28 protein-coding genes, 2 other RNA genes and 1 pseudogene are annotated in these 25695 nt (G+C 60.6%); 17 read left to right on the top strand and 14 right to left on the bottom strand.

All coding sequences use genetic code 11. From position 1 onward, the window contains the following. Positions 1-6: 6 nt before the first annotated feature. Positions 7-777, bottom strand: a complete 771-nt coding sequence (locus ACOY6C_RS06460) for a hypothetical protein (protein ID WP_420904668.1) — start codon at positions 775-777, stop codon at positions 7-9. 945 nt (positions 778-1722) lie between these two features. Here ACOY6C_RS06460 and ACOY6C_RS06455 point away from each other — a divergent pair. The 3 genes from ACOY6C_RS06455 to ACOY6C_RS06445 all read left to right on the top strand — a co-directional run bounded on the left by ACOY6C_RS06455 (position 1723) and on the right by ACOY6C_RS06445 (position 3980). Further along, positions 1723-2475, top strand: a complete 753-nt coding sequence (locus ACOY6C_RS06455) for a hypothetical protein (RefSeq protein WP_420904667.1) — start codon at positions 1723-1725, stop codon at positions 2473-2475. Next, the gene (locus tag ACOY6C_RS06450) at positions 2472-2882 is read left to right on the top strand and encodes a hypothetical protein (protein ID WP_420904666.1); all 411 of its coding nucleotides are present in this window, start codon (positions 2472-2474) and stop codon (positions 2880-2882) included. The genes ACOY6C_RS06455 and ACOY6C_RS06450 overlap by 4 nt, the downstream gene beginning before the upstream one ends. 87 nt (positions 2883-2969) lie before the next feature. Continuing rightward, positions 2970-3980, top strand: coding sequence for an Rpn family recombination-promoting nuclease/putative transposase (locus ACOY6C_RS06445; protein WP_420904665.1), 1011 nt, complete (start codon positions 2970-2972; stop codon positions 3978-3980). A gap of 1118 nt (positions 3981-5098) precedes the next feature. Here ACOY6C_RS06445 and ssrA (ACOY6C_RS06440) read toward each other — a convergent pair. Further along, positions 5099-5462, bottom strand: a transfer-messenger RNA (tmRNA) gene (gene ssrA / locus ACOY6C_RS06440). A 359-nt stretch (positions 5463-5821) separates the two neighbouring features. Here ssrA (ACOY6C_RS06440) and ACOY6C_RS06435 point away from each other — a divergent pair. Then, complete coding sequence (locus ACOY6C_RS06435; RefSeq protein WP_420904664.1) at positions 5822-6025, top strand: transposase; 204 nt, start codon at positions 5822-5824, stop codon at positions 6023-6025. Beyond that, positions 5968-6240 (top strand): annotated as a pseudogene (locus ACOY6C_RS06430) (transposase); the annotation flags it as partial. The gene ACOY6C_RS06435 and the pseudogene ACOY6C_RS06430, both read left to right, overlap by 58 nt. 490 nt (positions 6241-6730) lie before the next feature. Here ACOY6C_RS06430 and ACOY6C_RS06425 read toward each other — a convergent pair. From ACOY6C_RS06425 to ACOY6C_RS06415, 3 genes are read right to left on the bottom strand one after another with little or no spacing between them, the layout of a single operon-like run. After that, a complete protein-coding gene (locus ACOY6C_RS06425) occupies positions 6731-6952 on the bottom strand; it encodes a hypothetical protein (protein ID WP_420904663.1) in 222 nt (73 codons plus the stop codon). 52 nt (positions 6953-7004) lie between these two features. Next, positions 7005-7388 (bottom strand): hypothetical protein, encoded by a 384-nt coding sequence (locus ACOY6C_RS06420; protein ID WP_420906092.1) that lies wholly within the window; start codon positions 7386-7388, stop codon positions 7005-7007. Next, positions 7304-7492 carry a DUF6444 domain-containing protein gene (locus ACOY6C_RS06415; RefSeq protein ID WP_420906091.1) on the bottom strand — a complete coding sequence of 63 codons (189 nt, stop codon included), beginning with the start codon at positions 7490-7492 and terminating at the stop codon, positions 7304-7306. Before ACOY6C_RS06415 ends, ACOY6C_RS06420 begins: the two co-directional genes overlap by 85 nt. Positions 7493-7619: 127 nt before the next feature. Between ACOY6C_RS06415 and ACOY6C_RS06410 the strand changes: the two genes are divergently transcribed. Next, positions 7620-7814: an HU family DNA-binding protein gene (locus tag ACOY6C_RS06410; protein ID WP_420904662.1), complete on the top strand. Its 195-nt coding sequence runs from the start codon at positions 7620-7622 to the stop codon at positions 7812-7814. 179 nt (positions 7815-7993) lie between these two features. Here the strand turns inward: ACOY6C_RS06410 and ACOY6C_RS06405 are convergent, their stop codons facing one another. Both ACOY6C_RS06405 and ssrA (ACOY6C_RS06400) read right to left on the bottom strand, forming a co-directional pair. Further along, entirely contained in the window at positions 7994-8563 is a 570-nt protein-coding gene (locus ACOY6C_RS06405) for a hypothetical protein (RefSeq protein WP_420904661.1), read from the bottom strand. A gap of 534 nt (positions 8564-9097) precedes the next feature. Further along, positions 9098-9461: a transfer-messenger RNA gene (gene ssrA, locus ACOY6C_RS06400) on the bottom strand. Positions 9462-10160: 699 nt separating this feature from the next. On the opposite strand from ssrA (ACOY6C_RS06400), the gene ACOY6C_RS06395 reads away from it, so the two are divergent. The 4 genes from ACOY6C_RS06395 (at position 10161) to ACOY6C_RS06380 (ending at position 13906) form a co-directional block, all read left to right on the top strand. Continuing rightward, positions 10161-11048, top strand: a complete 888-nt coding sequence (locus ACOY6C_RS06395; protein WP_420904660.1) for a carbohydrate deacetylase — start codon at positions 10161-10163, stop codon at positions 11046-11048. Positions 11049-11187: 139 nt separating this feature from the next. Further along, a complete protein-coding gene (locus ACOY6C_RS06390) occupies positions 11188-12189 on the top strand; it encodes a glycosyltransferase family 2 protein (protein WP_420904659.1) in 1002 nt (333 codons plus the stop codon). Further along, positions 12186-12920 carry a nucleotidyltransferase family protein gene (locus ACOY6C_RS06385; RefSeq protein WP_420904658.1) on the top strand — a complete coding sequence of 245 codons (735 nt, stop codon included), beginning with the start codon at positions 12186-12188 and terminating at the stop codon, positions 12918-12920. Before ACOY6C_RS06390 ends, ACOY6C_RS06385 begins: the two co-directional genes overlap by 4 nt. Continuing rightward, positions 12917-13906, top strand: coding sequence for an NAD-dependent epimerase/dehydratase family protein (locus tag ACOY6C_RS06380; RefSeq protein WP_420904657.1), 990 nt, complete (start codon positions 12917-12919; stop codon positions 13904-13906). The genes ACOY6C_RS06385 and ACOY6C_RS06380 overlap by 4 nt, the downstream gene beginning before the upstream one ends. Here ACOY6C_RS06380 and ACOY6C_RS06375 read toward each other — a convergent pair. Together ACOY6C_RS06375 and ACOY6C_RS06370 are read right to left on the bottom strand one after the other, a co-directional pair. Further along, positions 13883-14743 (bottom strand): NAD-dependent epimerase/dehydratase family protein, encoded by an 861-nt coding sequence (locus tag ACOY6C_RS06375; RefSeq protein ID WP_420904656.1) that lies wholly within the window; start codon positions 14741-14743, stop codon positions 13883-13885. The genes ACOY6C_RS06380 and ACOY6C_RS06375 overlap by 24 nt on opposite strands. Positions 14744-14779: 36 nt before the next feature. After that, positions 14780-15577: a penicillin-binding transpeptidase domain-containing protein gene (locus tag ACOY6C_RS06370; protein WP_420904655.1), complete on the bottom strand. Its 798-nt coding sequence runs from the start codon at positions 15575-15577 to the stop codon at positions 14780-14782. A 335-nt stretch (positions 15578-15912) separates the two neighbouring features. Between ACOY6C_RS06370 and ACOY6C_RS06365 the strand changes: the two genes are divergently transcribed. From ACOY6C_RS06365 to hypF, 6 genes are read left to right on the top strand one after another with little or no spacing between them, the layout of a single operon-like run. After that, a complete protein-coding gene (locus tag ACOY6C_RS06365) occupies positions 15913-16179 on the top strand; it encodes a HypC/HybG/HupF family hydrogenase formation chaperone (RefSeq protein WP_420904654.1) in 267 nt (88 codons plus the stop codon). Beyond that, positions 16176-17300 (top strand): hydrogenase formation protein HypD, encoded by a 1125-nt coding sequence (gene hypD / locus ACOY6C_RS06360; RefSeq protein ID WP_420904653.1) that lies wholly within the window; start codon positions 16176-16178, stop codon positions 17298-17300. The genes ACOY6C_RS06365 and hypD overlap by 4 nt, the downstream gene beginning before the upstream one ends. After that, positions 17293-18297, top strand: a complete 1005-nt coding sequence (gene hypE / locus ACOY6C_RS06355) for a hydrogenase expression/formation protein HypE (protein WP_420904652.1) — start codon at positions 17293-17295, stop codon at positions 18295-18297. Before hypD ends, hypE begins: the two co-directional genes overlap by 8 nt. Before the next feature lie 7 nt (positions 18298-18304). Next, entirely contained in the window at positions 18305-18652 is a 348-nt protein-coding gene (locus ACOY6C_RS06350) for a hydrogenase maturation nickel metallochaperone HypA (RefSeq protein WP_420904651.1), read from the top strand. Further along, complete coding sequence (gene hypB / locus ACOY6C_RS06345) at positions 18652-19467, top strand: hydrogenase nickel incorporation protein HypB (protein ID WP_420904650.1); 816 nt, start codon at positions 18652-18654, stop codon at positions 19465-19467. The genes ACOY6C_RS06350 and hypB overlap by 1 nt, the downstream gene beginning before the upstream one ends. Beyond that, complete coding sequence (hypF, locus tag ACOY6C_RS06340; protein WP_420904649.1) at positions 19464-21794, top strand: carbamoyltransferase HypF; 2331 nt, start codon at positions 19464-19466, stop codon at positions 21792-21794. Before hypB ends, hypF begins: the two co-directional genes overlap by 4 nt. 141 nt (positions 21795-21935) lie before the next feature. Here hypF and ACOY6C_RS06335 read toward each other — a convergent pair whose 3' ends face one another. Next, positions 21936-22388, bottom strand: coding sequence for a cyclic nucleotide-binding domain-containing protein (locus ACOY6C_RS06335; RefSeq protein ID WP_420904648.1), 453 nt, complete (start codon positions 22386-22388; stop codon positions 21936-21938). Between the two features lie 44 nt (positions 22389-22432). Between ACOY6C_RS06335 and ACOY6C_RS06330 the strand changes: the two genes are divergently transcribed. Next, on the top strand, positions 22433-22705 hold the full coding sequence (locus ACOY6C_RS06330) for a hypothetical protein (RefSeq protein WP_420904647.1): 273 nt from the start codon (positions 22433-22435) through the stop codon (positions 22703-22705). Here ACOY6C_RS06330 and ACOY6C_RS06325 read toward each other — a convergent pair. From ACOY6C_RS06325 to ACOY6C_RS06310, 4 genes are all read right to left on the bottom strand, one after another. Further along, the gene (locus ACOY6C_RS06325; RefSeq protein ID WP_420904646.1) at positions 22692-23540 is read right to left on the bottom strand and encodes a symmetrical bis(5'-nucleosyl)-tetraphosphatase; all 849 of its coding nucleotides are present in this window, start codon (positions 23538-23540) and stop codon (positions 22692-22694) included. The two genes, ACOY6C_RS06330 and ACOY6C_RS06325, sit on opposite strands and share 14 nt — an antisense overlap. Positions 23541-23564: 24 nt before the next feature. Then, on the bottom strand, positions 23565-24050 hold the full coding sequence (locus ACOY6C_RS06320) for a CYTH domain-containing protein (RefSeq protein ID WP_420904645.1): 486 nt from the start codon (positions 24048-24050) through the stop codon (positions 23565-23567). 171 nt (positions 24051-24221) lie between these two features. Beyond that, on the bottom strand, positions 24222-24971 hold the full coding sequence (locus tag ACOY6C_RS06315; protein WP_420904644.1) for a hypothetical protein: 750 nt from the start codon (positions 24969-24971) through the stop codon (positions 24222-24224). A gap of 195 nt (positions 24972-25166) precedes the next feature. After that, positions 25167-25619, bottom strand: a complete 453-nt coding sequence (locus ACOY6C_RS06310; protein ID WP_420904643.1) for a CBS domain-containing protein — start codon at positions 25617-25619, stop codon at positions 25167-25169. Positions 25620-25695 lie beyond the last annotated feature (76 nt).

Below are 25695 nucleotides of genomic sequence, written 5' to 3'. Positions count from 1 at the left end.
TTTACCTTATTCCTTCGATGGTTCGGCGGCTTTCAACGCCTTCGAAACGCTGTCAATGACGGCCTTGGTGACATCTGGAGAAGTCAGCACGGCCTTGACGGCGTCCTGAACGGTGACAGCCTTGGCGAGGTCAGGTAAGGCGACAGCCTTGGCGACATCCTGAGCCGCGACCACGGCCTTGACGGCGTCCTGAATGCTGACGGCCTTGGCGAGGTCGGGTTCCATGACCTTGGTTGCATCCTGGGACGCAAGCACCGCCTTGACGGCGTCTTGGACGGCGACAGCCTTGGCGACGTCGGCTGAGACCGACTTGGCCACGTCAACGGCGACGGCCTTGGCGATGTCGGCTGAGACCGACTTGGCCAGATCAACGGCGACGGACTTGGCGACGTCGGCTGAGACCGACTTGGCCACGTCAACGGCAACGGCCTTGGCGATGTCGGCTGAGACCGACTTGGCCACGTCAACGGCAACGGTTTTGGCGGCGTCCACTGAGACCGACTTGGCCACGTCAACGGCAACGGTTTTGGCGGCGTCCACTGAGACCGACTTGGCCAGGTCAACGGCAACGGTTTTGGCGGCGTCCACTGAGACCGACTTGGCCAGGTCAACGGCAACGGTCTTGGCGGCGTCCACTGAGACCGACTTGGCCAGGTCAACGGCAACGGTCTTGGCGACGTCCACTGCCACGGCCTTGGTGGCATCGGCGATAAGATTGGGATTCGAGGGTGCCTCGGTAGGCGCTCCCGCATGCTTCTGATCCGGCTTGTCCGTCATGGAAAATCCTCCCTAAAGAAGTAGTGAAGTGTTGCATAAAAGCACGCCAAACTTCGGTGACATCAAGATCGGTTTCCACCTTTCCCTGTTTGCCCAGACCCAGGTTTGACCGTTTCTTCGCCCGCGGGTGAACCAAGTTACCGGTCAAACGGGTTCATTATCAGTGAACGCTAATGTTTTTTTATTCTGCACGGGACAGGTCGATACCGTAACTTGCGGACTCACTTGCGGTGAGTCTGAAGGTTTCAAATATAGCGACTGATAGAAAATAAAAAGGAAAATATTGGACACAATGCCCACTTTATCTCACGGTTTTACCGCATAAAATGTCTATAACAGTTTCATTACCCCTACTCTTTCGAGGAAAAATGTTAAACTATTTTCACAAAAAGAGTCAAGCATATTTTTTCCTAAGTCATTTTTTTGACTCAGGCTCACCTCGTCCCCGCGTAGTGTGACGCGACAGGGAGAATGGGAATTCCGGGATGTTGGGGGAATTTTTAGGGATGGCGGGGGGTATGGGGGATTTTGGGTTGGGGAACGGGTGGTGATGCTGCGCGATGATCGTATCGTGGAACCTGCCTGAATGCTCTTTCAACCCGCGATCCTGGCGCTGTGGTTTGCCCGATCTAGTCACCATCGGTCTGTTGGCCTGACCGACCGCCTGCAACTCCCAGCGGGGAGGTCAACGATTGCGGCAGGGGCTTTCTGAGGAGGCCCCAAGTAATCTCTCTCCCATCCCATTTCACCACCCGGTGCGCTTCTGGCCCCATTGTCAAACGGCCTGGCAATGGGGCCGCTTTCTTTTGGACACTTTGGGGGGCGTGTCACGAAAAATGCCGTGGCATGAGGTTGCCCAGGAGGGTAGAATGGAACCGACCTTCATCCCCTGAACCGAGTGTGTTGTGGCCGGTTCGCTCCTTCGATCCTGAAACGGTGTTAAGCGTGAATCCCCAGATCGTGCAACGCATTGCGGATCGTCTGCAAGCCCGGGACAAACGATTCGTCTCCCGAAACGAGTTCTTCAAGGTGATTGGCGCAGCCTTGGCACGCACGCTCGGAGTCTCCCTGAACGATCCTGTGTCTGTGCTGAGTTCGGCGTTGCAGAGCCATTGCGGCGATGCCTTCCGTGTGGTCCAGGGGGGACGCACCCTCTATGTGGCCATAAACCTGCCAGACGAGGCCTTTCTGCTCGACAAGGCCAGGCGCTTGACCACCTTCACCCCCGCGCAACTGGCTTTGAACCTGCCCATGCCCAAGGCGCGCGTCGCTCCGGCCTTGACGCGACTTCTGGAGTCCGGCGAGATCCTCTGCATCGGCTTGAAGTCTGATTTCACGCCGATCTTGCGTCTATCCGGATCCAGAAAACCCTCCGATTCGATAGCCGTGTCCACATCCCAACCCCCGGACGAGCAGACAGCTTTATCTCAACTCCCGAATGACGAGACCGCCTTGCATCAAGCCTTTCTGGAGATCGGCCAGGGCCGGAATTTCGTGGCCATCCATCGTCTGCGCGCCCATCTGGGCTGGGAGCGGCAGCGTTTTGATCAGACCGTGTTGCGCCTGCAATCTGCCGAACGGATCCTGTTGAACATGGGGGATCCGACCCGTCTGACCCGCAGCGAGCTGGAAGGGACGTATATGGACCGCAACGGCATGCGTTATCTCACCCTCAACTGGCTGGAGTCCCGGCCATGAAAGCCGAACGCCTGCGCGAGCGGCTGATCCGCGACAATCCTCTGGCCTCGGTGGCCGCCGGCTCCCCCTGGGAGCGGGTCGGCGTGGATGTGCCGGCTATCAACCATATCCCCTTCGAAGGGGTGATGCGGCTGTTCCACCAGATCGCCCGCACACCTGGGGAAGCCCTGGCCGCTCTGATTCTCGGCGAGGTCGGCAACGGCAAAAGCCATCTGCTGGCCCGGCTGCGCCAATCCTGTCAACAGGGCACACAAGCCGGGGCTTTTGTCCTGGTGACGCCCCCGGAGAATGGCGCCACGCCGTTTCGTTATCTTCTGAGGGAGCTGGCCGAACTGATTCAGAAACATGCCCGAAAATATAAGTTGAAACCTCTGTTGGAGAAGCTCAAAATGGATCCTCGGTCATGATGCGCGAACGTCCATTTTCTCTGGTCTGCTATCGACCTCACGGGAGGGCATGCCAGACGAGAATGCCCTGAAACCAAGGAACGATGGATGAACGAACTGTCCCAACCTCATGATCGACTATTCAAGGCACTGGTCTCCAACCCAGAGACCGCCGGTGCCCTGCTGCGCGAGTATCTGCCCCAGGAAATCGTTGCCTTGCTGGCACCCGAGAATCCCGAACTGGAGCCTGGGTCGTTCGTCAGCCAGGAGTTGCAGCCCTATTATTCAGACCGCCTGTTCCGATCCACAACGTTGAGCGGCCGAACTCTCTTCTTCTACACCCTGATGGAGCACAAGAGCTATCCAGATCGCAAGGTCGCTTGGCAGTTATTCCTGGGATGCAGTCGTTTCCTGGAGCAGCAGGATCGAAAAAATCCCGAATGGACCCTGCTTCCGGCCATCGTGCCTTTCGTGCTTTATCATGGCGCGCAAGAGTGGAAAATTCATAATGAATTCATTGCATTAATCGATACGGACGATGCAATGCGCCCTTGGCTGGTCAACTTCCCATTCACCGTTGCGGACCTCGGCCCGATACCCAACGAGCAGTTGGCCCGCAATACCCGTTTGAAAGCGGGCCTCATGGCATTGAAGTATGGCACCCGCACCCCTGAAGAGCAAATGGCGGCACTTGAGAGCATCGCCGCTGCTCTGGCCGATGCCCCGGAACTTCTGATCCCGATCATGCTCTATCTGTTTACCACCTTTCCACACCTGGATCAGGATGTCGTGCGAGATGTCGTCGTCCAGGTTTGTCCACAGGAGGATTTTGAAATGATGTCTCTTTTCGCGCGTGAAATAATCGAACAGCACAAACATACATGGTTGCAGGATGGGCGTCAGGAAGGCCGCCAGGAAGGCCGTCAGGAAGGCCGTCAGGAAGGCCGCCAGGAAGAAGCCGCTTCCATGCTGCTCAAACAGATGCGCCGCAAGTTTGGCTCGACGCCGGATTGGGTGACCGAGAAGGTGCGGTCGGCGGATTTGGAACTGCTCGGTGCGTGGGGCGAAAACATCCTGTTCGCCAACTCGGTGGACGAGGTATTCGTCGATAGGCATTGATCGGAGAAATACCCTCTAAATTCTCTGATTCTCTATTTACGTTTGAAAAGTTTGCGCTCCCATCATCTTGCCGACCAATCGGGACTCGAACCCGGATCCACAGGTGCCATCCCTTCTCGGGAGGCAAATTTGAGTGGACGCAAAAAGCATTTGAAAATCATATAGCTTGGTGCTGAGTTGGACAATCGGTAAGCAAGATGCCTTCAAACTTTTCTTTGTGTTGCATTACAACAAGCCATGGAGAATTGGTTCGAAACCGTATCACTTGCTCTACCATTTATTTTCAACAGTGTTTTCTCCGCGCAACGCCGCCCTTTGGGACGGCTTTTTGTGCGCGCAGCATGGGCGGCGTGATCTTGGAGGTGCGAGTCCTCCCATGAGTTGACCACGGCGAATGCAGCGAAGCACAACTGCGTGAGGGTGACCGAGCGTGGGGAGGAAGTGTGGAGCGAAACTGTGAGTTGATGGACAAGAATCGGATATAAGGCGATGCCGAGCAGGGCGAGCGGGCAAACGACCGAGAAGCTCTCGTGGTCAAAGTTCAGGTGGCGTAAATCCGACGACTGTGCAGTGAAGGATCATGTTCTCACCGGGAGATCCCACCTTATGCCTGAAAGGGAGACGGATGCGAGTCCGGAGTGGGAAGTCAGCCGAGGCCATAGTAGCCGCAAGGAGAAGGGCCGAACGAGGAGGAGAACCAAACACCATGACGCTTGGCAGTGCAAGGCATCAGAAGCCCGAGGAGTCGGGGCGGACCGGAAGGATGGGAGGTGAAGCCGCCCAAGAATCGGTCTGCGATGAAACACGGTTGGCGCGTTCTGGAGAGGGCGGTTCAGGACGAGCGAAGCTGTTAGAGCAGACGCTCGGGAGCCAACATGGTAGAGGCATGAAGACGTGTCAAAGCCAACAAAGGCAGTGCTGGGGTGGATGGACTAACGATCCAAGCCACTGCGGAACACCTCAAGTAGGAATGGCCCCAGATATGCTTCGCTTCATTCGCCGTGGTCAACTCATGGGAGGACTCGCACCTCCAAGATCACGCCGCCCGCCCATGCTGGGCGCACAAAAAGCCGCCCCAAAGGGCGGCGTCGTGCGGAGAAAACACTGTTGAAAATAAATGGTGGAGGTGGCGGGAGTTGAACCCGCGTCCGAAACCGTTACTTAGACCTGAGGAATTACGACCATCTGCCGGTCATGAATGACCCTTGGCCGTTACAGACCGGCTGACCTTGGGACCTCCGTTGCCTCGGAGTACTGGGCGACCCTGGATTTAAACCGGCCTTCGCATTTCCGGGGTGATCCACCTTACGGTTTTCTGTTGCCAGGTCTGGATCCAGACCCCGCCTCGCGCGGGTTAAGCCGCGGCGAGAGCTGGAGCGTAATGCTCGTCGTTGGCGTCTAAACGCTGTGGTCCATTACGGCGGAACCATGCCGAGTCGCCTCCCGATCCTTTCATTGCCCCGTCGAAGCCGTTTCACCCCCACGAAATTTCGACGCAAACCCATTAAATCGGTTCTTGCCCTCAGGGTCAAGAAAATTCCAACGCCCAACCACGATTGTCCCACAACCATTCAGCCAAGGCGTCAAGTCGCCCTGCCGGGCACACGAATTCGACCTCGCGGCCCGAATGAGCGTCGCAGAGGAGCCTGTCGCAGAATCGGGTCAAACCGTCTGAAATCTGGTAGAATGCCGTCATCGATACCCGTAGGAGCAGGAGGCAGAGATGGCGGGATTTTTTCGTGAGCCGGACAGGCGTCAGATACACCTGTTGCCGGTGGACATGCTGGAGTGGGTGCTTTGAAGATGATATTGCGCACCTGATTCTGGATGTCGTGGAGGGGATGGACCTGAGTCGCTTCAAAGCACGATATCAAGTCGGAGGTGTGGGTGCTCCGGCGATGTCTCCTGGGATGATGCTGGCGGTGCTGATCTACGGTTACAGCCATGGCTACACGTCGAGCCGGAAATTGGAACGACTGTGCGTGCGAGATGCCGGGTTCCCAAAGGGTTGTCGGCCCGAGAGAAGATGGAGCGCAAACTTTTGACCAAGCGAGGCAAGGAGCTGTACAAAAAGCGCGGCCAGACAGTGGAACCGGTTTTCGGCCAGATGAAAGAAACCCAGGGAGCGGATGAGTTCCGCTTGCGGGGACTGGAACTGTGCAATGGAGAGTGGAATCTGCACTCTGCCACGCATAATCTAAAGAAACTGCACTCGAAATGCGTCCTGATGGGACGAAAAGGGGGAAAATGGCTTCACTGAGAGCGGAATTCCCGCCATCAGTGGGGAAAAACAGCCTGATGAAGACAGGTTGAGGCTAGACGACCGATTTGTGGCCTTGTCGAGCCATTCGGCAACAGGCTCTTCAATGGCTATAAATTTAATCGGCAGGGTGTCCCCGGATTTCGATGAGTTCATTATATCAAATTATGGCGATAAGGGAAACAGGTATGGTGTCCCCAGATTTATAAGGGAAACAGGTATGGTGTCCCCAGATTTCGATGTCCCCAGATTTCCTGGTGACCAATCCTTGAGTTGATCAACATTTCAATAACGTCATGCTACCGGGCCGAAGCCGGGCTATCCGCCCAAAAATTTACAGCAGTTTACGGACTCAATCGCCCAGACAGATGCTGGTTCTCTTCAAGTAGAGCTGTGATGTCCAATCCCATGATGTCGTTCATGGGAAGAAACCTGACTGTCAATAATCATTCTGTCAAGGTGTGACACCAACCGATACTGGGGTGAACGGTTACTTGATTTTTTGGTGCCCCTTCCAGGCATCCTCAGCATCGTACATATCGTCATACGCCCCGTCCAAGGCGGAGGCGGTTTCCGGTGTCGGATTGCGAATGTGGGCGGTTCGACATGTCGCCCATGCCTCATGGGCTTTTGTCATGGCGGCTTTGATCGGTTCAGATTTATCGGCTGATTCGGACATTGTATTCTCCTTGGTGATGCGGTCGGAAACCATGAATGAGTCCCCTGCAAAAAAACTTTGTAACCGTTCAGGTCAGTAACGCGCTTTAAGCGGGCTGAATGACTTCGACTTCCTGGGATGGAAGCAGTGAGGGTGCTGGTTTGTCCTGCAGGCGAGCCTCTACAGCCTTAATCAAAAATGCCATGACATGGCGGTTCTGTTGGCGACAGGTGGCCGATACCGTCATGATCCGTTCGGCAAATCGACTGCCTGCCAAGCTGTCCGAGCCGAAGCTTCCTTTGCGCCAGAGCACCCCATGCCTTACCGCCCGTTCCTCGGCATTATTGGTCGGTTCCACGCCAGGAATTCGAATAAACGTCCACAAGGCTTGCGCCACGGAAAGAATCAAGTTGCCGGTTTCTTGGGACGCTTCACGGAAGGCGGATCCTGAGACGGCGGTTTGGAGGAATTGCTGGAATTCTTTTGCAATCGCTCTTCCAACGTGGCGACCCGTTTGACCAGCTCAGCAATCTGCTCCTGCTGCCGAGCAACCAGTTCCCGAAGGGACTGGTTTTCCTCGCGCAAAAAGCAGATTCTCCTCCCGAAGAGCCCGGTTCTCTTCTCGCAGTCGTTGATTCTCTGCAAGTAGATCCGTGTTGTTCAATCCCATGATAGCATTCATGGGTGAGAATCTGACTGTCAACAATCATCCTGTCAAGGTATGGCGTCGCTCGGTACTGGGGTGAACGGTTACAAATTTACAGCAGTTTACGGACTCAATCCGGGCTTTGGCGTCTTTTCCGTGAGCAGCAAACGTTCCCGGCCAGGACGGAATCCGAACGGGGAACCCATCGAGATCACGGCACGCGAGATGGTGACGTTCCAGGCCAGCCCATTGCTCCTGGAAAAAAAGTGATGGCGCAGGGTGCGGAACCCTGGCCAACCAGTCGCACCGTATCGCGCTTTGCTTCCTGTGGCAAAGCATGTTCGCGGGGTATTGATGGGACGCAACTCACCATCTGCCCTCTGCCATGCCATCCACGCACCTTGTTAATATCATTAGATATATTATAAAATACTAAACCCTTTTATGTTTCATGATTTTCCAAACCATAGATTCATCCAGAAGCGCATTCCACGAATCGTGGCGTCCAAGGCCAGGTTCACTGGCGTAAGCATCAACTCCCAGTGCCGAAGGGAGTGCAGATAACGCTCCCGTTGTTCTACCAGCAGGGCGCGTCCGACCATCGACACCCCCAAACCAGGCAGAATGGGGGCTATGATCAGATGCACCCGCTGCCGCGTCGGGCTCTCCACCGAGGAAAAGAACCCGAACAGAGTGCATCGTTGTTCATTGTCCAGCCGCATGCAGCGGCCATCCCCCGAAGCCGAACGACACGGAATACTCACCAGTTGCACAGGAGAAGGAAACTCCACCCCCTCTTCCACGGTGGCAAACCCAGCAGTGTAGATGCAGCGCTCCTTGACCTCGCGCAAAACGGTGATCGGCAATTGGGTAGCGGCGACCAAACCATCCTTTTCCGGCGCACCGTCCATCACCAGCCCCGCTTGGTGCAGCAGCCGCTGGGGCACGGTGTTCTTCAGGGCCAGCATGGTACGACCACGGGCGTCTGTGACGGGTTCAAAGAATTCGGGATCGAGCATGGGGAGATCTTCCGTCTAAGTCTGGACCGGTCGCACGATTATGTTTCTGGTTGCGTTGCGTCCCAATAGACCACCAGGTTGCGAACGCGCCCCTATCCTGAATCGCGGAGGACTTTTAACCTCGCAAGCCGACCATTATTCAACTCTGCATTCTTTCACAAAACGCAAAAGAAAGCTGCCAAATCGACAATCCAACATCAAACCAGACCCGAGTTTACCCAGATGATCGATTGAGAGGGAACCATCTTTGGTGTCGAACGAGTCAAAGATTAGGAAACCATGTAATACATTAAAATTTATTGATAACAAGCAAATCCGGTCAAGCCGGACTCACCCATGGCAAGTCCAGTCCTTTTGGAGAATTCCGGCCAAGGAGAGAAGAAAATAGAGATTCCAACTCCCGTGAGTCCGGCTCTCTATCAAATTCGTTTCCGAACCACCTTCTCTATCTCTTGGAAATATTGGACTTTTTTGAAATGAAAAAACCGCCCTGGGGTTGGGCGGTTGTTTCGAGAAAACCTCTTAATGACTTTATGGTGGAGGTGGCGGGAGTTGAACCCGCGTCCGAAACCGTTACTTAGACCTGAGGAATTACGACCATCTGCCGGTCATGAATGACCCTTGGCCGTTACAGACCGGCTGACCTTGGGACCTCCGTTGCCTCGGAGTACTGGGCGACCCTGGATTTAAACCGGCCTTCGCATTTCCGGGGTGATCCACCTTACGGTTTTCTGTTGCCAGGTCTGGATCCAGACCCCGCCTCGCGCGGGTTAAGCCGCGGCGAGAGCTGGAGCGTAATGCTCGTCGTTGGCGTCTAAACGCTGTGGTCCATTACGGCGGAACCATGCCGAGTCGCCTCCCGATCCTTTCATTGCCCCGTCGAAGCCGTTTCACCCCCACGAAATTTCGACGCAAGCCCATTAGATCGGTTCTTGCCCTCGGGGTCAAGAAAATTCCAACGCCCAACCACGATTGTCCCACAACCATTCAGCCAAGGCGTCAAGTCGCCCTGCCGGGCACACGAGTTCGACCTCGCGGCCCGAATGAGCGTCGCAGAGGGCCTATCTCCTCACCCCCTTTTCCACCTTGGCTTAAAGCCGTTCGTGGATTAGCGGACACTACCCGTCTTCCAGCCTCGACCAGGCTCAAACAGGCCATCCTTCATATCCGGCAATCCATGCACGGATTCGTATTCAGCACGACAACCCAAAAATGTAGGGATTTCATGAGATCCGGCGAGGTGTGGCATGGATTTTGTCAAGGGCACGACTGAACTGTCCCTTGCGATTCACGCTGGACCAACCCAGAATGTCTCGCATTCAACCGTTCCATGGCAACGGCGGCATTGTTTCAGACTAACTTGCATGATGGGGGGGAGCCCCCCTCACCCCCCGTACCATGGCCCTCCCTTTGGGAGTTCCACGGTAAAAGAAGCGTCGCCGACCGGAAAGATGTCCGTCAGGGGCTCGCAAAATTGAATGTCTGGCTGAAAAGCCCGCAACGCAACGGGAGTTGCGTCCGTTGAAAGGTGGTCCACAGGCGTCGGATGGCGCGGAGGAGAAGTTCTGATGGCCATTTGGGTACATCACCAAAATCCATGATCAAAATCATCACCACCGCCGACGACTACGGCCTGACCACCAGCATGAACCAGGCCATGCACGACCTGTTCGAGAAGGACGCGCTCTGTCGCGCCTCGGCCATGGCCACCGGCGAGGCGCTCGAAGCGGGGCTGGCGCAAATCGCACCCGCATACCGCTCCAGGCTCGGCGCCCATCTCTGCCTGATCGAAGAGCCCCCGGTTTCCCCACCCGAACACATCCCCACCCTGGTCACCGACGCAGGACGGTTGATGCCCCGATGGGGATTGATCCGCGCCCTGCTGCTCGGCCAGATCGATCCGGAACAGGTCGCCCGTGAAATCCGGGCCCAGATGGGGCGACTGCGCGACCTGGGGCTATCCATCGGCCATGTGGACAGTCATGCCCACCTGCATGTCTGGCCCACCCTGGCACCCATCATCCGCTCGGTCTGCCTGGAGTTCGGGGTCTCCGCTTTCCGCCTCCCCATCGAAAGCCTCTCCCTCTCCTGGCCGGGCGCGCTGCCACCCGGCAGGGTGCCGATCGCCCTGGCGATCTCGGCCTGTGCCCGGTCATGCCGCCGACACTACGCCACCCCGCCGGCTCGGGTCACGGACCGCTTTCTGGGCCTGCTGCACAGCGGACACATGAATGAACAGGTGGTCGAAAGCTGGCTGATCGCACTCAAACGGCAAGGAAACGACAACCTGACCGTGGAGATCATCTTTCATCCCGCCTACCCCGAAGCCCTCCCCAAACGCATCCGGCTCGATCCCCAGCACGGCCAGTATGACTTCCTGGCCGAAACCCGCGCCCTGGAACGGTTGCCCGCGCTGCTGGCCGAAATCAACGCCCGCGAACCGGGTCCGGAGTTGCGCCTCGACCTTCCGGACACCCTGGATTGACCCTTCCGCGCGCCACTTCCCCTTGGGATCGCGCCCCGATTCAGGAATGCGATTGCACTGACCGGGAAGAGCCGGCTATACTGACGGCGGCGCAAGCGCGATAATGGCATGAAATCCTAAAGAGAACGTTTTCCAAGGCATGACACATCCATCCGACATGACCGCATCCGTCTCCCCGCCCCTGCTTTCGATCGTTGTGCCGCTCTACAACGAAGAGCAGAACATCGAGCCCCTCTATCAGCGCTTGAAAGCCGCCTTGTCGCCTCTGGATCTCCGCCACGAATTGATCCTGGTGGACAACGGCAGCCGCGATCACACCCTCGCCATCCTGAAACAACTGGCCAGCCTCGATCCGTGCGTCACCTACCTGACCCTCTCGCGCAACTTCGGTCACCAGGGGGGGCTGGTCGCCGGTCTGGAGCATGCCCGTGGCGAGGTCGTGGTCTCCCTGGATGGCGATCTCCAGCATCCGCCCGAGTTCATCCCCTCCATGATCGCCCAGTGGCGGCTCGGCTTCGACGTGGTTTACACCCTCAAACGCGATGACCGTTCGATCTCCTTTTTGCGCAAGCAGACCAACATCCTCTTCTATCGTCTCATGAGCCGTCTGTCGGGGTTGAACATCACCGTCGGACAGTCCGATTTCCGCCTCATGAACCGCGCCGCCCTCGACGCCATGCTCGCCCTGCCGGAGAGAACCCGCTTCCTGCGTGGTCTGGCCCAGTGGATCGGCTTTCGTCAGATCGGGCTGGAGTTCCAGGTGGAACGACGCCACGCCGGCAACTCCAAATACCGCTTCAAGGATCTGGTCAACTTCGCCATCAACGGCATTTTCTCCTTTTCCATCCTGCCGCTGCGTCTGTTCACCCTGATCGGCTCCGGGGTATCCCTGCTGGCTCTGGGCTATGCGGCCTACAATCTGCTGATCACCTGGTACAAACAGTTCATGGACATCCCCACCGTGGCCGGCTACCCCACGCTGTCGGTCGGGATCTTCTTTCTGGGCGGAGTGCAACTGATCGGCATCGGACTGTTGGGTGAGTATCTGGGCAAGGTGTACGACGAGGTGAAACAACGACCCACCTACATCCTCCGCGAACGCTCGACCCCCCGGGAAGCCCCCGAAGAGAGGCCCGCATGAGTCTGGAACACGCCGATAACGCCCTGGAGGTGGTGATCCTGTGCGGAGGTCGGGGGGTCCGGCTGCGTCCCATGACCGATCACGTCCCCAAGGCGCTGGTGCCGGTGCATGGTCAACCGATGCTCGACCACATCATCCAGTTCCACCGCCGCCACGGAATGACCCGCTTCACCCTGTGCGTGGGTTACCTGGCCGAGCGGATCCGACAGCACTTCGACCAGCGCGCCGATGCCGACTCCATCCGCTTTTCGGATGCCGGGGAATCGGCCAGCATGCTCGCCCGTCTGCTGGCGGTGCGCGACATCACCCGCGAACGGCTCCTGGTGGTCTACGGGGATACCTTCATCAACCTGGATCCCCAGCGACTTCTGGATCATCACCGCCAAAGCGGCGCCCTGGCCACCCTGGTCACCGCGCCCATCCAGAACCCGTTTGGCGTGGTGACCTTCGACGCGCGCCAGCGGGTGCTCTCCTTCGTGGAAAAACCCATCCAGAACCACTACATCGGCTGCATGATCATGGAACGGTCGGCCTTCGACCTGATGGACGCGACCATGCTGGCCCAACCGGACGGATCCGGCTTCGTGGCGTTCGTGCAGCACCTGACGCAACGGCAACTTCTCTCCGCGTTCGTGCATGACGGCCTGCAAATCACCTTCAACACCGAGGGCGAATGGCAGCGGGCCGAACGGGATCTTGGACTCTACTACACCTTTCCGGAGCAGACATGACCTCTCTTTCTCGGCAACGCGTCCTGATCACCGGCGGATCGGGTTTCATCTTCTCCCATCTGACCCGCCGACTGGTGGCCATGGGGGCGGAAGTGGCCGTGCTGGTCCGCTATGGGAGCGTCATCGACAACGTGCGCATCGCCGATGTCTGGGATGACGTGCATGTGATCGAGGCGGACATCCGCGATCTGGATGCCCTGCGCGCCATCCGCGCCTTCGCGCCCCAGGTGGTCTATCACGCTGCGGCATACAACCATGTGGGGGGCAGCTTCGGCAAGTTCAACGAGGTGTTGGACGTCAACGCCAAGGGAACCGCCAATGTGCTGGAGAGTTGCGAGAATTTCGAGCGGTTCATTTACATCTCCACCTCCGAAGTCTACGGCCATCAGACCGAACCGATCTTCGCGGAGAGCATGGAACCCCATCCGGTCTCGCCCTATTCGGTGGGAAAGTTCGCCGGTGAGCTTTACTGCCGCATGAAGATGGAGCGGATGGATCAGCCGATCGTGGTGTTGCGTCCGTTCAACGCCTTTGGCCCCTATCAGACGGTGCGGGCGGTGATTCCGGAGATGATCGAGGCCTGTCTGTTGGGCCGGACGGTCCGTTCCACCGAGGGACGGCAGACCCGTGAGTTCAACTTCGTGGAGAATCTGGTCGATGGTTTCGTGCTGGCCGCAGAAAAAGAGGCCGCCATCGGTCAGGTGATCAATCTGGGCTCCGGCGAAGAGATCGCCATCCGCGATCTGATCACCCGCATCCACGCCGAAACCGGCTCGACCTCCAAACTCGAGATCGGCGCCCTGCCCAACCGTCCCACGGAGATCTGGCGCATGAGCGCGAGCAACGACCGGGCCCGCGAACGGCTCGGCTGGAGCCCTCGGGTCTCCTTCAACGACGGGCTCACCCGTACCATCGCCTGGTATCGGGAGTATCTGGCCCAGTTCAAGGATCGCGACTCCCGGCTATGCCGGTTGTGCCGGATCTGAAGCGTGTTCTTCCAGGCAACCGGCGATCCCCTGCTCCAGGGTGATCGCCGGCGACCAGCCCAACGCCTGTCGGATGCGGTCGATGGCGGCGATGGCCTGATCGGTCGCGGGAACGATCGACTCCGGTTGAACGATCTGCAAGGGGGTGGCGAGCCGTTTTTGCAGCGCGGCAACCACATCCAGAACCGAACGCGCCACACCCGATCCGACATTGCAGATCTCGACCCCCGCCAAAGGGGTGAGCGCCGCCAGAAGGATCGCCCGACGCACATCCGCCAGATGGACGAAATCCCGACGCGCCTGGGGGGTCAGCAGCCGGATGGTCGCGCCATTCATGGCCTGTCGGACCAGATAGCCGATCAAAAACCGCTCCGACTGGCCGGGTCCGTAGACATTGAACAGCCGCAAGATCCGCACCGGAACCCCATGCGTGTCGGACCAGGCGCGACACGAAAGCTCCTCCTGCCATTTGCATTGACCATACGGATGGGGCGGATCGATCCTGCCGGACTCCTCATCCAGAACCCCCGTCGCATCCCGAGCGTAGACGCCTGAAGTGGAGATGAAGACCAGCCGCGCCCGGTTGCGCGCTGCGGCATGCAGGGCGTTGCCGATCCCGGCCCGGTGCATGGCGACGGAGGCCTCGGGATCGGCCAGGAAGGCCTCCCGGCTGGCCGAGGCCAGATGGATCAGCACATCGAACGCCGCGTCGAAGCTCTCCGGCGTGCGCATGTCGCCATCCAGAACCAGCGGATCGGCCCCGTGCGCCTCAAGCATGGGCGCCAGGCCGGCTCCGATCCAGCCTCTCGCCCCGGTCAGGGCAACGCGGATTTTCATGGGAATCGTCGCCTCACCAACGGATCGGGTGGTCTCTCATGGATCGATCGCCCCGACGATGCGCAGCGCCTCACGGCCCATCGACTGTCGCAAGGGGAGTTGCTCGCGGGCGAGCAAGAACAGATGCACGGCCACGGCCCAGACAGGTTTGCCATCCCGCTCCACCCACCCCACATACCAGCCGTGCATCTCCCCCTTTTCGGGAGCGAAGCCGGTCTTGCCCAGCAAGCGCGCCGCGCCGAAACTCTCGGTGGGCAGCAGCCGTTTCAAGGCGGCGCGGGTCTGATCCGAGAAGGGCGCCTGACCCGACGCCACGCGCCCGAGAAACGCGACCTGCTCGATGGGGGAGATCTTCAGCGGGCCATCCAGCCAGAAACGATCCACCTGGGAGCCGATTTCACGATTGCCGTAGTCGATCCGGGTCAACCACTCGGCCATGCGCTCCGACCCGATGCGCCGGGCGATCTCCTGGTAAACCGGCACCGCCGACACCGCCATCGCCTCCTGGAGGTTCAGATCCTTCTCCCAGGTCGGCAGATGGCGCGGCTTGCGGTCCCAGGGAAAAATCTCCGTTTCGCTGGTCACGCCGATCTCCAGGGCGATGAGGGCGTTGGGAATCTTGAAGGTCGAGGCCGGCAGGTGGCGTTGGCCACACGCGGCCTCGTTGGAGTGGATGCGGGTGTGATCGGCCAGATTCAGCACCACCACGCACCCTTGCAGATTCTCGGCCTCCAGCAGGCGCGCCAGACGCGCATCATCCCCGGCCCAGGCCAACGAACCACTCAAGAGCAGCCCAAACACAAGCCAGAATTGACAAAAAAAACGCAACGACATGATCCAAACCCCGCGACACGATGACCGGTTGGTTGAAGAGGATTGACCAGGGAGCAAGAATAGCTTATTTTTTCAATCGTTGCAGCGATTGTTTCTCTCTGCGCACCGTTTTTGACCTTAAATTCTCCACCGCCACGGTCAACCTGTGTCCAATCCGAGGCGTCCACGTTGTCAATGGATACGCATGGCCACGGCAGTTTGTCATGATGCGCTGTTGGCCAGCCTGGATCAGCCACTTCATCACCACCCGGACTTGGCTGGACGCTTGATCCCCAGCAAGGAGAGCCTCGTGATGTCCGCCCCCCCTACACCTTCCACGTCTGGTTGACAAAAAAATGTGTCTGGCCATTCCCATGCAGGTAAGCGCCATCCAGGAGGATGGATTCGGCATCGTCGAAATCGACGGGGTGCGGCGTCTGGTCGGGCTGACGCTGGTGGATGAACCCCAGGTTGGCGATTATGTGATCGTGCATGCCGGTTTCGCCATCGAGATCCTGAAAGAGGCGGATGCCCTGGAGCGGATCGCCCTGTTCCGGGAGATGGCCCGGCTGTGGGACGAACAACAAGGGGGGGGCTCGGGTCTGGAGCCTGCTGCGCCATGAAGGGATTGAGCGATCCCACCCTGGCGGGCGCGGCGCGCCGGCTCAGCCAAGCCATCCAGGATTTGGCCGCGCGCCTGGCCAGCGACGGACGCACCGTGCGCATCATGGAGGTATGCGGCACCCATACCATGGCCATCGCCCGATCCGGCTTGCGTCATCTGCTCCCCGCCAACGTCATCCTGACCAGCGGACCGGGCTGTCCGGTCTGCGTCACCGGTCCCGGTTACATTGATGCCGCGCAGGCATTGGCCGAACAGGGGGCGGTCATCGTCACCTTCGGGGATCTGCTCCGCGTGCCGGGTTCGCGGCTCAATCTGGCCGAGACGCGGGCGCGCGGCGGGGAGGTCCACGTCTGCTACTCCCCCATGGAGGCGTTGAAACGCGCCCAGGCGTCACCGGATCGCCAGGTGGTCTTTCTGGCCATCGGCTTCGAAACCACCGCCGCGCCGATCATCGCCATGCTCGATCTGGCGCTGCGCGCCGGCGTCGAAAACCTCTCCCTGTTGACCGCCTTCAAGTGCGTTCCGCCCGCCTTGACCGCCCTGATCGCGGATCCCGAAATCCGCATCGATGCCTTTTTGTGTCCCGGTCATGTCAGCGCCATCATCGGCGCGGATGCCTACCGCTTTGTGGCCGAAACCCACCGCATCCCCTGCGTGGTGGCCGGATTCGAACCCCTGGACATCCTGCTGGCCATCGAAGGGATCCTGAACCAGCTGGTGACCGGAGAGTCCCGCGTGGAGAACCAATACCAGCGCGTGGTCCGTCCGGAAGGCAACCTGAAAATCCAGCGTCTCATGGATCGCCATCTGACCCCGGCGGATGTGGATTGGCGCGGCATCGGGGTGATTCCGCACAGCGGTCTGGCGTTGCGACCCGAATTCCGGACCTTCGACGCCGAGGCGCGCTTCGATCGGGTGGTGCAACCGGGCAGAATCCATCCGGATTGCCAGTGCGGAGAGGTGCTCAAGGGAAAGATCACCCCGCCCGAGTGCCGGCTGTTCCGACGCGGCTGCCATCCGGATCACCCCATCGGTCCCTGCATGGTCAGCTCCGAGGGGAGCTGCGCGGCCTGGTTCCATTACGACCCGCCCGGCCAAACGGAGGACAACCATGGATGACGAACGGCGCGTGCTGCTGGCCCACGGCGGCGGCGGGCGTCTGTCGCGGGAGTTGATCGACCGGGAGATCGTGCCGCGCTTCGGTCGCGAGGCGTTGCAAGGGCTGCCGGATGCCGCCACCCTGGCGATGGATGGCACGGCGCTCCGCTTCACCACCGACAGCTTCGTGGTTCAGCCGCTCTTCTTCCCCGGCGGCTGCATCGGCGATCTGGCGGTGCGCGGCACCCTCAACGACCTGGCGGTGAGCGGCGGTCGCCCGCTCTACCTGAGCCTGGGGATGATCCTGGAGGAGGGACTGCCCTTGTCCACCCTGCGCCGGGTGCTCGACGCCATCCGCGCGGCGACGCGCCAGGCCGGCGTGTCGATCGTCACCGGAGATACCAAGGTGGTGCGACGCGGGCAGTGCGACGGGATGTATCTGGCCATGGCCGGCATCGGCGCCGGGTTGCCGGAGTTCGCGCTTTCGGCCTCTTTCATCCGCCCCGGCGATGTCGTTCTGGTGAGTGGCACCCTCGGCGATCACGGCATGGCGGTGCTGGCCGCCCGCGAAAAACTGTTTCTGGAGAGCGCGCTGGTCAGCGATACCGCCTCGGTCTTTCCGCTGGTCGAGGCGATCCTTCCCTGGGCGTCCGGCGTTCGGTTCATGCGCGATCCCACCCGTGGCGGAATCGCCGCCTCGCTGCACGAGGCTGCCGTGGCCTGCGGCTTCGCGATCGACGAGGCATCCCTGCCCTTCGCGCCCGCGGCCATGACCATCGCCGAACTGTTGGGCATCTCCCTGTTGCACGCCCCCTGCGAAGGGCGCATCATGGCGGTGGTGGACGAAACGGTGGCCGAGCCGATCCTGACCGCCTGGCGCACCCTGCCCGAGGGGGTCGGCGCCGGTCGCATCGGACGGGCCGAAGGCGCGGCGGACCGGGTGACGCTCAAGACCCGCATCGGCGGGGTGACCCTTCTGGACATGCCCCACGGCGAACTTCTGCCCAGGATCTGTTGAACACGCCATGCATGAACTCTCCATCGCCCTCTCCCTGGTGGATCAGGTGCGCCGCATCGCCGAAAGAGAGTCCGCGACACGCGTCGTGTCGGTGCGGGTGCGCGTGGGGACGATGAGCGGAGTGGATGGAGAGTCACTCACCTTCTGCTTTCCCATGGCCGCGCGGGAGTTCCCGATCCTGGAGGGGGCGCGGCTCGAGATCGTGGCCGAACCCATGCAATGGTTCTGTCTGACCTGCCGGAAGATCTTTGCCGGCGAATCGACCCAAGAGCGCGCCTGTCCCCAGTGTGGTGGCCTGGAGCACCATCTGACCGGCAGCGACGTCCTGACATTGGAATCCCTGGAGGTGACCTGATGTGTGAAACCTGCGGTTGCGCCGAAGCCCTGAATCACGCCCATCCTCCTCATCCGGAGCATGATCACCCCCATGCCCATCCGGATCACGCGCATGGCGACCCTTTCCACGGCGAACACACCCACGATGGCCATACCCACACCCACCCGCCATCCCCGGCGCGTACCGTGCGGGTGGAAAACGACCTGCTGGCCGTCAACCATGCCCTGGCCGAGGCCAACCGCCGCTGGCTGCACCACTATCGCATCCACGCCATCAATCTTATTTCATCCCCGGGTTCCGGAAAAACACTGCTGCTGGAGAAAACCCTGCGCCGCCTGCAAGGTCGCATTCCCACGGCGGTGATCGTCGGCGATCTGCAAACCGATCTCGACGCCCAACGGTTGCAAGGGTTGGGAGCGCGGGTCAAACAGATCGAAACCGTCAACGCCTGCCATCTGGATGCCGAACGGGTCAGTCAGGCCCTGCCGGGGGTGATCGACGCAACCACCCGGCTGTTGTTCATCGAAAACGTCGGCAACCTGGTCTGTCCGGCGGCTTTCGATCTGGGCGAGTCGGAACGGGTGGTGCTGCTCTCCACCCCCGAGGGCGAGGACAAACCGTTGAAATACCCGGTGCCGTTCGTCAAGGCGTCGCTGGTGCTGGTGACCAAGACCGATCTGACCCCGCACCTGACCTGGAAGCGCGATGTCTGCCTGGATGCCCTGCGCCGGGTCAACCCGGCGGCCTCGGTGCTGGAGTTGAGCGCCCTGACCGGAGACGGGATGGAGGGCTGGATCCACCATCTCGAACGAATGGTGCAAAAAAACGGATGAACGACCCGGAGACTCCCGTCCGCTGGCACCTGCTCATCACCGGCGTGGTCCAGGGGGTTGGATTCCGGCCCGCGCTCCATCGCCTGGCCACGGCGGCGCACCTGGGCGGCTGGGTGGAAAACCGCTCCGGCGGGGTCCATCTGGCGTTGATCGGCGCCGAATCCGCCCTGCAAGCCTTCCTGACCACCCTGCCCGAACGCATCCCCGCCCAGGCGCGCATCGACTCGATCGACCTCCTCGCCCAGGAACCGGCAGATCCCGACGCCGCGCCCGAACCGTTCCTCATCCGCCCGAGCCAGGCATCCGCCGCGCCGCGCATCTCCATCCCGCCGGATCTGGCGGTCTGCCCGGAGTGCCTGGCGGAGATCATGGATCCGGCCAACCGGCGTCACGGTTACCCCTTCACCAGCTGCACCGCCTGCGGGCCGCGTCATACCGTTCTGGAACGTCTGCCCTATGATCGGGCCAACACCTCGCTGCGCCATTTTCCCCTCTGTCCGGCCTGTCAGGCCGAGTATGACGACCCCGCCGACCGCCGCTTTCATGCCGAAAGCACCGCCTGTCCGCGCTGCGGTCCGCGCCTCAACCTGACCGATGACCACGGACACCCCCTGCCCGATCCGCCCCTGTCCGCCGCGCGTCGCGCCCTGGCCGAGGGCAAGATCCTCGCCGTGCGCGGTCTGGGCGGGTATCAACTCATGGTCGATCCCTTCAACCGCTCGGCCATCGATCGTTTGCGGGCCCGCAAGAACCGTCCGGACAAACCGTTGGCGGTGATGGCCGCCTCCCTGGAAATCATCGCACGATACGCTCACCTAAGCCCCGCCGAGGCCGACCTGCTGCGCCATCCCAGCCAGCCGGTCGTGATTCTGGATACCCGCGCCGAGGCCACCGGTCTCCCCCTGGACCGCCTCTCCCCGGACACCGCCACCCTTGGGGTGATGCTGCCCACCACCCCCTTGCATCATCTCCTCTTCCACCCCCTGCCCGAGGATCCCACCCCGCCCTTCGATCTGCTGGTCGCCACCAGCGGCAACCCCTCGGGAGAGCCGCTCTGCATCGACAACGACGAAGCCGTGACCCGCCTCGGAGAGGTCGCGGATCTCTTCTTGCAGCACGATCGCGACATCATCCGCCGCAACGACGACTCGGTGGCCGTGGCGCTGGAATCCGCGCCACAAATCTGGCGGCGTGCGCGCGGCTTCGTGCCCGACACCGTGCGTCTGGCCTCCCCCCTGGGTTGCGACGTGTTGGCCATGGGCGCGGATCTGAAAAACACCTTTGCCCTGGGATTCGACGACCGGATCCTGCTCTCGCCCCACATCGGCGATCTGCGCGCCGCCAGAAGCGTCGATGCACTGGAATCCACCCTGCGTTCGCTGCTGGCCCTGTGGGGACGCCGACCGGACGTGGTCGCCATCGATCTCCATCCGGACATGCAGTCGAGCCGATTGGGGGAGCGGCTGGCCGATGCGTTCTCCGTTCCTCTGGTCCGGGTGCAGCATCACCACGCCCATGCCCTGGCCTGCATGGTCGAACACGGGGTGGAAGCGGGGCTGGCGCTGGTCTTCGATGGGGTGGGACTGGGCACGGACGGGTTGGCCTGGGGCGCGGAGCTGTTGCACGTCACGCCGGTTGATTTCAAACGTCTGGCCACCTTCGCGCCCGCCCCGCTGCCCGGCGGGGATCAGGCGGTCTCCAGACCGGTCCGGCAGTTGATCGGACGTCTGGCAAGCGCTCATCCGGAGTTGTCCCCCGAACGTCTGGCCGCGCTCGGCATCCGTCCCGAGGAGGCCGGGATCTGGACCGAGCAGGTCCAGCGCGGACTGAACGCCCCCCTGTCTCATGCCGCCGGACGGTTGTTCGACGCCTTTGCCGCGTTGCTCGGAGTGGCCCCGGAGCGGATCACCCACGAAGGGCAGGCCGCGATTCGGCTCGAATCCCTGGCGCGCACCTGGCGGGATGAAACGGAAAGCGCGCCGTATCGCGTCAGGCTTCGTTCCGAGGGGCTGATGTTGGTGGATTGGGCGGAAAGTTTCAAATGGGGAATCGACGCGCTGGCCATGGGCGCACCACCGGCGCGGCTCGCCCTGGGTCTGCATCGTGGCGTGGCCGAGGCGGCCTGTCGCATGGCCGAGCATGGCGCGGCGACAACCGGGGAGAGGACGATTTATTTAAGCGGCGGAGTATTCATGAACCGGCTGCTGAATGCGCTGTTGCTACCCCTGTTGCGTCGGGCGGGTTTAAGCCCGCGCGTCCATGGGCGCATTCCGCCCAACGACAACGGTGTTTCGCTCGGACAGGCGTTGGTGGCAGGGAGAGGGTGACGCGATCCAGCCCCCCACTGTCGCAAGGGTCCGGGAACCGCGACGATCCCCGGCTTAAAGTGCGCAACAGGCCGCCGAAGGCGGTCTGTTGCTGATGGACCCCGCCTGTTGGAATCCGGTTCTCCCCACCGAGGAGCATGCCTACCCGTCGTAACCCGTGGCCAGTTTGATCATCTCAAGCCGCTCCAACAACAGCTTCACCGCCTGCTGCTGAATCTTGACGAGGATCTCCGGAGGAAGATCGGAGTAGTGCTTCTCCTCGATCTGAAACACCAACGACTCCTCCAGGGCGATGACGCTGGTGGAACGTACCTGACGGGAGACGAATTCGATCTCGCCAAAGATCGTGCCCGGTTTCAACAGGGCCAACACCTTCTCCGGCGCAAACCGTCGGATCACCTTGGCCGCGCCGGTGATCAACACGAACATGGTTCGATCCACGTTCCCCTCGCGGATGATGGTTTCACCAGCCTTGCAGATCTCGAAATGACCGTTATGATAGACATGCGCCATTTCGGCATCGGTGAAATCGCGAAAGAAATCGATGCCGGCAACCGCTTTTTTCAAGGATTGCAGCGCGTCCAACGCCTCCATCGTCCATCACCCCACGCCCGACTTGATTGTTGAAGGAACCGCTCTTGGAAAACGACTGGATTGCCCTGCCTCGGGAACGACGCGCCATTCACCGTCCGACCGGATTGATTTTGGAATTCAAGGCCAACACCGATGGTTCCGGGAGTATGCGCGTCGATAGCCCCAATCCGCAAGTACTGCCGGAGTCGTGGCTGGCGAATGCCGAAGCGTTGGTGCGGGAAGGATGGCTGGCGTATGCATCGGCATCGGAGGTGGCCCTGACGGAAGAGTGGGCCGCCGAAGCCGAACAAACCTCAAAGCCGGTCACTCCGGCTTGACATAGGCGGGACAGGATACCTGGGTGATCGGCAGATCCGGGTGATCGACCCGCATGGCGGTGAGTTTTCCACCGTAGACGCAGCCGGAATCCAACCCGATGAAACGCCCGTTCCGGCTCAATCCCGCGATCGCCCAATGGCCGTAAACGATCCGCTCGCTCCCCGGCCAGTCAAGCAGGGCATGCCAGGGACGATACGGGGAGTCCGGCTCCAGCTTGAAGGCCGCGCCACCCGAGGCGCCCGGAATCGACCAGACCACCCGGCCATCCGGCTGACAAATCCGCAACCGGGTCATCACCGCCATGGCAAAATGCAACCGGGCGGTCTCGTCCATGTCCGAGGATTCGATTTCGGGGAGATTGGCCGGATAACGGGCCAGAAACGCACGCAGGGTCGCCTCATCGCGAAGGATCACGCCCAGGCGACAGGCGTAGTCCATGGCCTGGTCCAGGCTCCATCCCGAATGAAAACCGGCATGCACCAGGCGCAGGTTCAGCTCCGGTTCGTGATGCACCAACGGGCGCTGCCGCATCCAGTCCAGAATGTCGTCCCGTTCCGGACAGGTGGTCAAGAACCCGAGATGTTTCAAAAACCCCTTCTCCGGAAACCCGAGAAGACCGTTGATGGCGCGCAACTCGTGGTTGCCCATCAAGGCAACGGCGCGCTCCCCCTGATCGCGCACGAAACGGATGGTGCCCAACGAATCCGGACCGCGACTGATGAGGTCGCCGACAAAAAGCAGACGATCCCTGCCTGGCCGGAAGCGAACCGCTTCGAGCAGGGTCAAAAGCTGCGGCAGACACCCATGGACATCGCCAATGGCATAAACAGCCATGCCACCACCCTCGAGATCAACGGGTCAATCGAACATATCGGGGCTGCCCCAGAGCGAAAACGGGGTGTGCACCAGATTGGCGTTGAAAAAGCGCGCATCGGTGGAGACCTCCCGACCGATCCAGTCGGGCAGATCGACCACCTGGTTTTCGTCGTGCAGCTCCACCTCGGCCATGATCAACCCCTGGTTGGCCCCGCGGAACTCATCCACCTCCCACACCACATCCCCGATCGGGATGCGATGGCGGGTCTTTTCGATCCAGGGACGCTCGCAGAGGTTGTCGAGGATCGACCGGGCCTCCTCCCTGGGGATGACGTATTCGAACTCCAGACGGGAGATCCCCTCGGAGATTCCCTTGATGGTGAGGGTGGCCTTGGGACCGGCGACACGCACCCGCACCACCCGTTCCTTGACCGTGGACAAAAACCCCTGCTGAAAATCCACGCCCTCGCCCAGTCCGCGCCAGCCGTCGCCCTTGACCAGAAAACGGCGTTCGATCTCCTTGCCCATGCTCTTTTGCGCCCCTTGATATCAAACCATATCGTAACGGCTCAGGCGTCCCATGGTTGGCGGGAGCCCCCTGTCGTTCCCAACCCGGCCAACCGTCAGGCGAGCAGATGGAAAAAGCCTTCTTCTGCGGCCCGTTGGCCAAATACCAGTTGTTCCCAACCCGGCCAACCGTCAGGCGAGCAGATCCTCGCTCCACGGATCATCCATGCCCATCACCGGATCCTCGCCGCGCAACACCGAGGCAAAGGCGAGCATCGCCTTGCGGGCCGAGCCGATCGGGTAGTAACAGGCATCCCAGTTGTCGTTGCCCTCGCCGTCGTGCAGGGTGATCACATGATCGAACTTCCAGGCCTCGCGCATGTCGGTGAGGGCGCTGGCGCACCGTTTTTCGATCTCCTCCAGGTCACGCAGCGACAGGTGCATCTTCTGGCGGACGGCGCGATGCAGCAGCTTGCGGCGCTGCACCTCGGAGATGAACTTGTTCATATCCACGCCCAGAGGCAGGGATTTGAGATAGAGGATTTCATCCCGCGAGAGCGGGGAGAGAAAAACCGAAACCGCTGGGAATTGATCCAGCAACCCCACCTCGCGCAGGCGGGCCGGCAGGAAGGGGTTGCCTTCGAAAAAGGGGATCTGGCCGGCATCGAAGATGCGTTGCACCTGGGCGATTTCGAGTGCCTGCAACTCGCCGCGCACGTCGGCGACGATGTAGCCGTCCTTGCCGCGCAGGGCTTCGATCTCGCCACGGGGACGGAAGAAGCAATCGACCCCCTCCTCCTCGCCGGGACGGGGGGTGCGATCGTTGAAGAGCACCAGTTGCTTGAAGCGGCCCATCAATTCCGGGTAGAACATCCGCATGCCGCGGATCAGGGGGGCCTTGCCGACACACGAAGGGCCGGCGAGCAAGACGATACGCTGCATCTTGGGTCAGAACTCCTTTTCTCGATACGACTCCAGCCGGTCGAGGATGACCGACCGGACCTGTCGGGCGCACCGGAAGGGTCCGACACGCACGACATGACAAACGCGCCATGATCCGCCATCCGGACAGGCGACCGGGCATGCGCCACGGACCGCGATCCGGATCAAGGCCAACCGGGCGGTTTTCGGCAAACGCTACAGATTGAGTTCGCGCTTGAAGATCGCCTTGTGGATATCGCCCAGGCTGACGATGCCCACCAGTTTATCGCCATCCTCGACCACCGGGATGCGGCGGAAGCGGTGCAGGTCCATTTGCGAGGCGGCCATGAGGATCGGATCCTTGGGCGACACGGAGAAGACCCGCGCGGTCATGAGATCCTCGACCTTCTTGGAGAGGATCTCTTCGTAGGACTCTTCCATGGACTCGAAATCGCGCTGTTTGAGCGGATCGTGCAGGAAGGTGCGATAGCCGGGCAGAAGACCGTTCAGGATATCCTTTTCGGAGATGATCCCCACCAGTTTGTTGTCTTCCTCGACCACCGGCAGGCCGCTGATCTTGTTGGTGCAGAGGATGACGGCGACCGAGCGAACGGAGTCGGTTCTTTTGGCGGTACGCAGATTGCGGGTCATGACGTCTTCGACAAGCATGGCGATTCCCCTCGTTGAATAGTTCTCGGGTTGTCGGGATGGCATACTCCCGGTACGGCCTCAAGCGTTGCCCATA

The sequence above is a fragment of the Candidatus Magnetaquiglobus chichijimensis genome, from assembly GCF_045865675.1.
Classification (GTDB): domain Bacteria; phylum Pseudomonadota; class Magnetococcia; order Magnetococcales; family Magnetaquicoccaceae; genus Magnetaquiglobus; species Magnetaquiglobus chichijimensis.
The sequence above is the reverse complement of the archived record's forward strand: the minus strand, read 5'-3'. Positions and strand labels throughout refer to the sequence as shown.

Bases quoted from the DNA above. Each gene is read 5' to 3' on its own strand.
- ACOY6C_RS06460 (WP_420904668.1), bottom strand. From the start codon at position 777: ATGACGGACAAGCCGGATCAGAAGCATGCGGGAGCGCCTACCGAGGCA.
- ACOY6C_RS06450 (WP_420904666.1), top strand. From the start codon at position 2,472: ATGAAAGCCGAACGCCTGCGCGAGCGGCTGATCCGCGACAATCCTCTG.
- ACOY6C_RS06445 (WP_420904665.1), top strand. From the start codon at position 2,970: ATGAACGAACTGTCCCAACCTCATGATCGACTATTCAAGGCACTGGTC.
- ACOY6C_RS06435 (WP_420904664.1), top strand. From the start codon at position 5,822: ATGGACCTGAGTCGCTTCAAAGCACGATATCAAGTCGGAGGTGTGGGT.
- ACOY6C_RS06425 (WP_420904663.1), bottom strand. From the start codon at position 6,952: ATGGTTTCCGACCGCATCACCAAGGAGAATACAATGTCCGAATCAGCC.
- ACOY6C_RS06410 (WP_420904662.1), top strand. From the start codon at position 7,620: ATGGCGTCGCTCGGTACTGGGGTGAACGGTTACAAATTTACAGCAGTT.
- ACOY6C_RS06405 (WP_420904661.1), bottom strand. From the start codon at position 8,563: ATGCTCGATCCCGAATTCTTTGAACCCGTCACAGACGCCCGTGGTCGT.
- ACOY6C_RS06395 (WP_420904660.1), top strand. From the start codon at position 10,161: ATGATCAAAATCATCACCACCGCCGACGACTACGGCCTGACCACCAGC.
- ACOY6C_RS06390 (WP_420904659.1), top strand. From the start codon at position 11,188: ATGACACATCCATCCGACATGACCGCATCCGTCTCCCCGCCCCTGCTT.
- ACOY6C_RS06385 (WP_420904658.1), top strand. From the start codon at position 12,186: ATGAGTCTGGAACACGCCGATAACGCCCTGGAGGTGGTGATCCTGTGC.
- ACOY6C_RS06380 (WP_420904657.1), top strand. From the start codon at position 12,917: ATGACCTCTCTTTCTCGGCAACGCGTCCTGATCACCGGCGGATCGGGT.
- ACOY6C_RS06375 (WP_420904656.1), bottom strand. From the start codon at position 14,743: ATGAAAATCCGCGTTGCCCTGACCGGGGCGAGAGGCTGGATCGGAGCC.
- ACOY6C_RS06370 (WP_420904655.1), bottom strand. From the start codon at position 15,577: ATGTCGTTGCGTTTTTTTTGTCAATTCTGGCTTGTGTTTGGGCTGCTC.
- ACOY6C_RS06365 (WP_420904654.1), top strand. From the start codon at position 15,913: ATGTGTCTGGCCATTCCCATGCAGGTAAGCGCCATCCAGGAGGATGGA.
- hypD (WP_420904653.1), top strand. From the start codon at position 16,176: ATGAAGGGATTGAGCGATCCCACCCTGGCGGGCGCGGCGCGCCGGCTC.
- hypE (WP_420904652.1), top strand. From the start codon at position 17,293: ATGGATGACGAACGGCGCGTGCTGCTGGCCCACGGCGGCGGCGGGCGT.
- ACOY6C_RS06350 (WP_420904651.1), top strand. From the start codon at position 18,305: ATGCATGAACTCTCCATCGCCCTCTCCCTGGTGGATCAGGTGCGCCGC.
- hypB (WP_420904650.1), top strand. From the start codon at position 18,652: ATGTGTGAAACCTGCGGTTGCGCCGAAGCCCTGAATCACGCCCATCCT.
- hypF (WP_420904649.1), top strand. From the start codon at position 19,464: ATGAACGACCCGGAGACTCCCGTCCGCTGGCACCTGCTCATCACCGGC.
- ACOY6C_RS06335 (WP_420904648.1), bottom strand. From the start codon at position 22,388: ATGGAGGCGTTGGACGCGCTGCAATCCTTGAAAAAAGCGGTTGCCGGC.
- ACOY6C_RS06325 (WP_420904646.1), bottom strand. From the start codon at position 23,540: ATGGCTGTTTATGCCATTGGCGATGTCCATGGGTGTCTGCCGCAGCTT.
- ACOY6C_RS06320 (WP_420904645.1), bottom strand. From the start codon at position 24,050: ATGGGCAAGGAGATCGAACGCCGTTTTCTGGTCAAGGGCGACGGCTGG.
- ACOY6C_RS06315 (WP_420904644.1), bottom strand. From the start codon at position 24,971: ATGCAGCGTATCGTCTTGCTCGCCGGCCCTTCGTGTGTCGGCAAGGCC.
- ACOY6C_RS06310 (WP_420904643.1), bottom strand. From the start codon at position 25,619: ATGCTTGTCGAAGACGTCATGACCCGCAATCTGCGTACCGCCAAAAGA.